The organism is Paraburkholderia oxyphila NBRC 105797 (genome assembly GCF_000685075.1).
Taxonomy (GTDB): Bacteria; Pseudomonadota; Gammaproteobacteria; order Burkholderiales; family Burkholderiaceae; genus Paraburkholderia; species Paraburkholderia oxyphila.
In genome coordinates this window covers 20,557-27,873 of the sequence record NZ_BAYD01000126.1, presented here as the reverse complement: position 1 = coordinate 27,873, position 7,317 = coordinate 20,557, and the positions used below count along the sequence as shown (strand labels likewise).

Annotated in this window: 6 protein-coding genes; all 6 read right to left on the bottom strand. The window is 63.4% G+C overall.

Annotation, left to right across the window (positions count from 1 at the left end; all coding sequences use genetic code 11):
- Positions 1-306: 306 nt before the first annotated feature.
- A complete protein-coding gene (locus tag BO1_RS42070; RefSeq protein WP_043288773.1) occupies positions 307-1,341 on the bottom strand; it encodes a GlxA family transcriptional regulator in 1,035 nt (344 codons plus the stop codon).
- Between the two features lie 185 nt (positions 1,342-1,526).
- Positions 1,527-2,252 (bottom strand): GntR family transcriptional regulator, encoded by a 726-nt coding sequence (locus BO1_RS42065; protein WP_028222693.1) that lies wholly within the window; start codon positions 2,250-2,252, stop codon positions 1,527-1,529.
- 75 nt (positions 2,253-2,327) lie between these two features.
- Positions 2,328-3,239 carry an aromatic amino acid DMT transporter YddG gene (gene yddG, locus BO1_RS42060; protein ID WP_028222692.1) on the bottom strand — a complete coding sequence of 304 codons (912 nt, stop codon included), beginning with the start codon at positions 3,237-3,239 and terminating at the stop codon, positions 2,328-2,330.
- Between the two features lie 114 nt (positions 3,240-3,353).
- Positions 3,354-4,856, bottom strand: a complete 1,503-nt coding sequence (locus tag BO1_RS42055; protein ID WP_028222691.1) for an aldehyde dehydrogenase — start codon at positions 4,854-4,856, stop codon at positions 3,354-3,356.
- Entirely contained in the window at positions 4,856-5,764 is a 909-nt protein-coding gene (locus BO1_RS42050) for a dihydrodipicolinate synthase family protein (RefSeq protein WP_028222690.1), read from the bottom strand. The genes BO1_RS42055 and BO1_RS42050 overlap by 1 nt, the downstream gene beginning before the upstream one ends.
- Before the next feature lie 84 nt (positions 5,765-5,848).
- On the bottom strand, positions 5,849-7,180 hold the full coding sequence (locus BO1_RS42045; RefSeq protein ID WP_028222689.1) for an MFS transporter: 1,332 nt from the start codon (positions 7,178-7,180) through the stop codon (positions 5,849-5,851).
- Positions 7,181-7,317 lie beyond the last annotated feature (137 nt).

Here is a 7,317-nt window from a genome sequence, read left to right as displayed (position 1 = left end):
AATTTTCCGACGCGATGAGCTCGATGTGCTCTTCCTGGCGGCGGTTCTCGAGTTCGATCGCCTTGAAGAGTTCGGGATCGACGTTTTCGACGGTCGAGGTGGTTCTATTGAACATGTCTATTCCAGTTGCGGTTTGACGAGACAACAACGGTGTCGGCTTGCGCGCGATCTTGCTCTCAGGTTCCAGCGCGTGATCTGGCGCGCCTTGCTTCGCAGCACGATGGCCGCGTTGCCATTATTTGAAAGCACGCGACGCCGGCGTGATAGAACGTTTGCGACAAGCCCCAGGGATGTGCCGCACCTGTGTCATTCGGCAACAACAGCCGCTTCGTGAGCATGCGAGCGCGCGATGCGGTACGCGCCAGGCGAATCGTTGAATGTCTTGCGAAACTCCCGGCCGAAATGCGAGGCGTCGGAGAATCCGCAGGACATCGCGATATCGGCGATGGTGCGGTCGGAGGCGGTCAGCATCCAGGCGGCCATACGCACGCGCATCTGGCGCCCGTAGACGTTGGGCGACTTGCCGGTCTCGGCGAAGAACAGCCGTTCGAGCTGCCGCACCGAGGTGTCCACGCGCCTTGCGAGTTCCGGAAGCGCGAGCGGATTGCCAATGTGCTGCTCCATGACGAGGATGGCCCGGCGCACCTTGGGATGCGAAGCGGGATCGAGACCTGGCGGGTAGGGCTGCGGGGCGCTGCCGCGCTGGGCATCGTCGACGATCAGGATGCGCTGGGCTTTCTGGACGATGCTGGCGTCGAAATGCCGTAACAGTATCGCGGCGGCGACATCGATCGATGCGCGGCCTCCCGAACAGGTGATGCGCCGGCGGTCGACCACGAAGAGCCGGTCGGCGATCAGGCTGGCTTCGGGAATGTCGGGAAAGCGTTCGACGAAGTCCCAGTAGTGAAACCAGCTCACGCAGATGCGGTAACCCTGCATGACGCCCGCGCGAGCCAGCGCGAACGCGCCCGTGCAGATGCCGACGATCGTCGCGGAAGTCGCTGCCGTGGCGCGGATGAAGCGCAGCGTCGCGTCGCTCGCCGAGGGTCCCGAATGCAGCAATCCCCCCACGACCACCAGGTAGTCGAACGCGCCGGCGTCTTCGAACGTGACCCACGGGGTCACCTGAATGCCACAGCTCGCGCGGATCGGCACGAGCGATTCCGCGACGAGGGTCCAGGTGCAGCGCACGGGGCGGCTCATGTCTCCGTCGTCGCTTGCGAGGCGAAGGAGATCGACGAAACCCGAAAAGGCCGTCAACGTGAAATTCGGCAACAGGACGATGCCGAATCGAAGCGGCCGTGCCGGTTCCGGGTGGGTAGGGGCGATCAGGTGCGGCATGGAGAACGAAAGTTGAACGACGCTGAGCGGCTCACGAAGCAGCCATGCCGCGCGTTGCGCGCCAGCGATTCGGTTACAGCTGCCGCCATGAAATGGGGCTTTTTGCACCTCGGCGGTTTTGCCCAGGACTATCGCCTCATGTTCGGCGAACGCCCCTCGGACACGGTCCGCAGATGCCGCGCCGATCAGGCGAAACTCAGCGGCACTTCAAGCCCTTCTGGAATCGCATAGTCCGTCATATGACGGCGCGAAAGCTCCCAATGCGCCTTCACGAGCTCGCCGGCCCGCTCGGCGTCGCGGCGCTCGATGGCGTCGATGATCTCGTCGTGCTGGTTCGCCGCCTGATGCATTTCATGTTGCATGCTTTCGGAGGCAGGGTAGCGGTAGAACGTCTTGCCAAGGCGCGCGTGATCGATCAAAAGACGCCGCAGACTCGGCATCAGATAATCGTTCTGCGCCATCCTGCCGATCTCGAGGTGGAACTGGTCGTTGTAGAGCACGCGATTGTCCACGTCGTCTGCATCGATCGCCTGCCGGAACCGTTTCTGGATGTCCCTGAGCCTGGCAATGTCCGCTGCGTTCGCATTGGCCGCCGCGAGTTGCGTCGTCGCGACATAAATGAGCGGCGCGGCCAGAAAGAAGCTGCGCAGCGAGTGGTAGTTCATCGACGAGACGCGCGCCGCCCGATTGGCTTCCAGCTCGATATAGCCTTCGGCGGCCATCTGGCGCATGAGCTCGCGCACGGGCGGCCGCGACAGACCGAATTCATCGCACAGGGCCAGTTCGTCGACCACGGCGCCTGGCTGCAACTCCATGCTGACGATCCGGCGGCGCAGGGTGTCGGCCAGCACGGCCTTGCGGTCGAGAGGAACGGTCGTGTCGAGCGGGGATTCGTCGGGGCTTTGTTTCATCGGAATTCTCTGTCTACTTTCTGTGTACTATAAATCGCCGGACGAAAATTCACCATACGATGCGCACTGGCGGCGCTATGAATGCAAGTCTGCCCCCAATTCGCGCCGGGGGCGCGTGGCCATCCAGCAGAGCATCGATCCGCCGCAGACCATCAACGCACCGTGCCAGAACGGCTCGGACAGGGGAGCGTGCAGGAGCAGCGCGGCCACGGCTGCGGAGAGCACAGGGATGAAGTACGACGCGCCCACGAGTACCGTGGCGTTGCCTTGCAGAATGCCGATGTTCCATGCGGCGTAGCCGAAGCCCATCGCAGCAGCGGCGAGCAGCAGATAGACGATCGCGTGAACGTCGAACTGCATCGCGCCGCCGCCGTCGATCGCATACTTGGCCCAGAGCAGCGCGGACGTCAGGATGAAGAACGGTGTCACGGCGTTCTTGCCGTTCGCCATGCGCGCCGTCACCGTGCAATAGGCGGCCCAGATCAACGCGCCGGAAAACGCCAGGCCGTAGCTCAGCGGGTTGTCCTTGACGTTCTCCAGCATGCCCGGCAAGTCGATGCCCTGATCGCCGCCGAGCACCCAGCCGATCCCGATCATCGAAAGCACGAAGCCGGGCACGACGAGCAGGTTGGCCCTCTGCTTGTTGAACACGATGGCCGAAACCAGCGTGAAAGTGGGCCACAGATAGTTGACCATGCCCACTTCGATCGCTTGCCTGCCGTTGTCGGCATAGCCGATGGACAGCGACAGGCACAGTTCGTAGGCCACGAATAACAGGCCGCCCCAGAGCAGGTAATTGCGCGGAAATTGCCTGAGCTTGGGGAGGCCCACGGTCAAGGCGAGAAAGACCGATGCCACCGTGTACAGCATGGCGGCGCCGCCAGTGGCGCCAAGGCTTTCGCTGACACCCCGGATGAGGGCGACGACCGACGCCCACAACATGATTGCGACGAGGCCGATCAGCGTGGCCGTGTCCTTGTTTTTCATACTTCGAACCTGCTGGTGATGATGCCGGGCCGCCACGGCGCGCCGCGGCGGCCAACGTGGCATGGCCGGCCGCGACCATCGTGAATGATCGCGACCGGCATGCGTCAAATGCCCTTATGCGCTTGCAGCAGGCACGTCGATCCAGATGGTCTTGATCTCGGTGTACTGGTCGTGCGCCCAGACCGACTTGTCCCGCCCGCCGAAGCCCGACTCCTTGTAGCCGCCAAACGGCGTCGTGACGTCGCCTTCGCCGAAGCAGTTGACCGTCACGACCCCCGCGCGAATCTCGCGCGAGAGGCGGATCGCGTGATTCAGATTGCCGGTGTAGACCGAGGCGGCGAGTCCATAGACCGAGTCGTTGGCCAGCTCGATCGCTTCATCGATGTCGTTGAACGTCGTCACCGAGAGCACCGGGCCGAAGATCTCTTCCTGAAACAAGCGGCTGTCGTGGCCCACGCCGTCGACCACGGTCGGCTCGACGAAAATGCCATGCTGCGTGTCGCCGCCGAATGCGATGCGCAATTGTTCGGCCTGGGCCTGGTCGAGATACGAGCGGACCTTCTCGAAATGGGCCTTGCTGACCATCGCGCCGATGCGGTGCTCCGGATCGAGCGGGTCCCCCATCTTCCACTCGCGCATATGCACGCCGATCCGTTGCAGCAGTTCGTCCTTCACGCTGGCATGCACGATGAGGCGCGACGACGCCGAGCAGTTCTCGCCCATGTTCCAGAACGCGCCGTTGACGACGTGCTGCGCGACCGCGTCCAGATCGTCGGCGTCGCCGAGCACCACCGCCGGATTCTTGCCGCCGCATTCGAGCACGATGCGCTTGAGATTGGACTCGGCCGCATAGTGGAGGAAGCGGCGGCCCGTTTCGGTGGAGCCGGTGAAGCTGACCATGTCGACGTCCGGGTGCCGGCCGAGCGGCTCGCCAACGTCCTTGCCGCCGCCGGGCAGCACATTGAAGACGCCAGCCGGCACGCCCGCCTCGTGGGCCAGCGCCGCCACGCGAAGGGCCGTCAAGGTAGTTTCTTTCGCCGGCTTCACGACGATGGAGCAGCCAGCCGCGAGCGACGGCCCGATTTTCCACGCGAGCATCAGCAGCGGAAAATTCCATGGCAGCACGAGGCCGACCACGCCGATGGGCTCGCGCACGACCAGCGAGAGCGCGCCTGCGCCCACCGGCGCGGTGGAGTCGTAGATCTTGTCGATCAGTTCGGCATGCCAACGAATCGTATGGATCGTCTCGGGAACGTCGGTGTTCTGGCATTCACGGATCGGCTTGCCGCTGTCGAGACTCTCCATCGTCGCGAGTTCGTGCGCGTGTTGCTCGAGCAGATCGGCGAACTTCAGCAGGATCGCCTTTCGGCGCGACGGCGGCAGGCTGCGCCAGCGGCCGTCCTTGAACGCCGCCCTGGCCTTCGCGACCGCGAAATCGACATCGGCGGCGTTGCACGCGGCGATCTGCGCGAGCACCGCGTCGGTGGCCGGGTTGGTCGTCTGGAACGTCTCACCGGAGCTCGACGGCTGGAAAGCGCCGTCGATGAATGCCTGGGTCGGAAACTGCAGCTTCGCGGCTAGCGCCGCGTATTCCGATGCGCTGAGCAGAGAAGACATCAGGCCTCACCTCCAACGACGGATGCGACCTCGCGCTTGAGTGCGGCAACGACGGTCTGCAGCTGCTGCTTTTCTTCTTCGTTCAGCGCCTTGAGCGGCGCGCGCACGCCACCGCTGCGCAGGCCCACGATCTCACAGCCGTGCTTGATGGACTGCACGAACTTGCCGCCTTCGAGGAAGTCCATCAGCGGCAACATCGCGGACATGATGCGGCGCCCCTTGTCGAAGTCCTTTTCCACCGCGCAGGCCTGGTACAGTGCGATGTGCTCGCGCGGCAGGAAGTTCGAGCCGGCGCAGACCCAGCTACGCGCGCCCCACGCGAAGAATTCGAGCGCCTGGTCGTCCCAGCCGCACGACAGGCCGAGATTCGGGAATTCGCGCGCCAGCATGTGCAACTGGCCGGTTTGCCCCGAGCTTTCCTTGATCGCGACGAAGTTCTTCGATGCTTCGCAGACGGTGTGGAAAAACTCGCGGCCCATCGAGACGCTCATGCGGCCAGGATAGTTGTAGAGCATGATGGGCAGATCCGCCGCGCGATCGATCGCGAGCGCGTGCTCGGCATTTTCCTGCTCCGTCGGCAACGCGTAGGGCGGGGAGCCAACGAGAATCGCGTCCGCCTTGATCGCCCTGGCGGCCTTTGCATATTCGACGGAATCCTCGGTGCGCACGGCACCGGTGCCAATGATCAAGGGAACGCGCGAGCCGATCACCTCCTTGGCCAGGCTGCCGAGGTCGAAACGTTCCTGCGCGGTATGCGCGTAGTACTCGCCCGTCGAGCCGCCGATGATGATGCCATGGACGCCCGCCGCAATCAGCGATTCGAGCACTTCGGCAAAGGCCTTCTTGTCGATCTCGCCGGCTTCGGTGAGGGGGGTGATCGCCGGGGTGTAGATGCCTTCAAAGTTCATGATGTGGGTCCGCGAAATTCAAAACTGCCGTGTTGACGAAAGGGGCGCCGTCGCACAGGTGAGGGCGCCGCCACCGGGGTTGTGTCAGTGATTGAGCGAAGCGGCTTCTTGCAGGCTCAGCGAGCGCGTCTCGGGGGCGAGAGCCAGTGAAGCAACGAGGCCGATGAATGAGACGGCTGCCGCGGCATACATGGTGTTGCCGATACCGACGGTCTGCAGGGCGACAGGCACGAGCCACGTGCCGATGGCAGCACCGATGCGCGAGAGCGAGGCGCCCATGCCGACTGCAAAGGCACGGATATCGGTCGGGAAGATTTCGTTGGGATACACCAGTTGCAGCACCTGGGCGCCGCCGATCAGCACCGCATAGGCGCCGAACAACACCAGAATCAGCCATGCCGAGCCGTTCGAGGAGGCGCCCAGCGCGAGCAGGGCGAGTCCCGACCACAGGAAGCTGTGGATCACCATGGCGCGGCGTCCCAGCACGTTGATGACGCGCGTCGCGATGATGCAGCCGACCACGAACAGCAGCGTGATCGCAACGGAGCCGAGCGATTCCCACTGGCCGGTCAAGTGCATCGCCTCGAGCACGCGCGGCGCAAACGAGTAGACCGCGAACACGGGAATCACGGAGCAGCTCCAGAACACCGAGACAAACAGCATGCGTTTGCCATAGCCGGAATGCAGCAGCGCCCAGAGCGAGATCTTCTTTTCCGCTTGTTCCTCGGGCAGGTTGCGCAGCGAGAACGACGGGCCGTACACCTTCTTGATGATCGCTTCGGCTTCGGCGTTGCGGCCTTTGCTGAGCAGCCAGCGCGGCGATTCGGGCGTGCCGATGCGCACGAGGAACAGCACGAGACCGATCACGGCAGGACTCGCGAGCACCCAGCGCCACGCGTCCGGGCTGCCGCTGCTCAGAATGAGATTGCCGACGATATAGGCGAGCGCCGCGCCAAGGAACCAGATGATCGTCAGCATGGCGAGGCGCGGACCCCGGTACTTGCGCGGCATGAATTCGACGAGCAATGAACCCGCCACCGGATATTCGATGCCCACGCCGATTCCGATGAGAAAGCGCAGCACGAACAGCGCTTCTCCCGAGTGGACCCAGAACTGCGCGATCGAGCAGACGAAGAAAATCACGGGCCCGAAGAAGTAGGGCTTTTGACGCCCCATGCGATCGCTGAGCCAGCCGCCCGCGAATCCCCCGAAGAAAATGCCGATCAGCGCCGAAGCGGCCACCATGCCTTCCCAGAAGCTGGTGAGCCCGAGCGCCGCGGAAAATTGCACCATCGCCACACCAATGATGCTCAGGACATAGCCATCCATGAGCCAGCCTCCGCTCGAGCGGATGGTGAGTAACTGATGAAATCCATTGAGCGGAACATCTTCAATGGATACGTGATTGTTCGACATTGCGTGTCTCCTTCCATGAAATTGGGCGCAAAGCGTCCTGGCGCGAGCCATGATGGGTGCTGCGTTCCGAGCGGGTCGTTCAAGGTTTGATCGGTCGATTCGCCGATTTTTTGGTATCCAAACTGATCACCGCCACC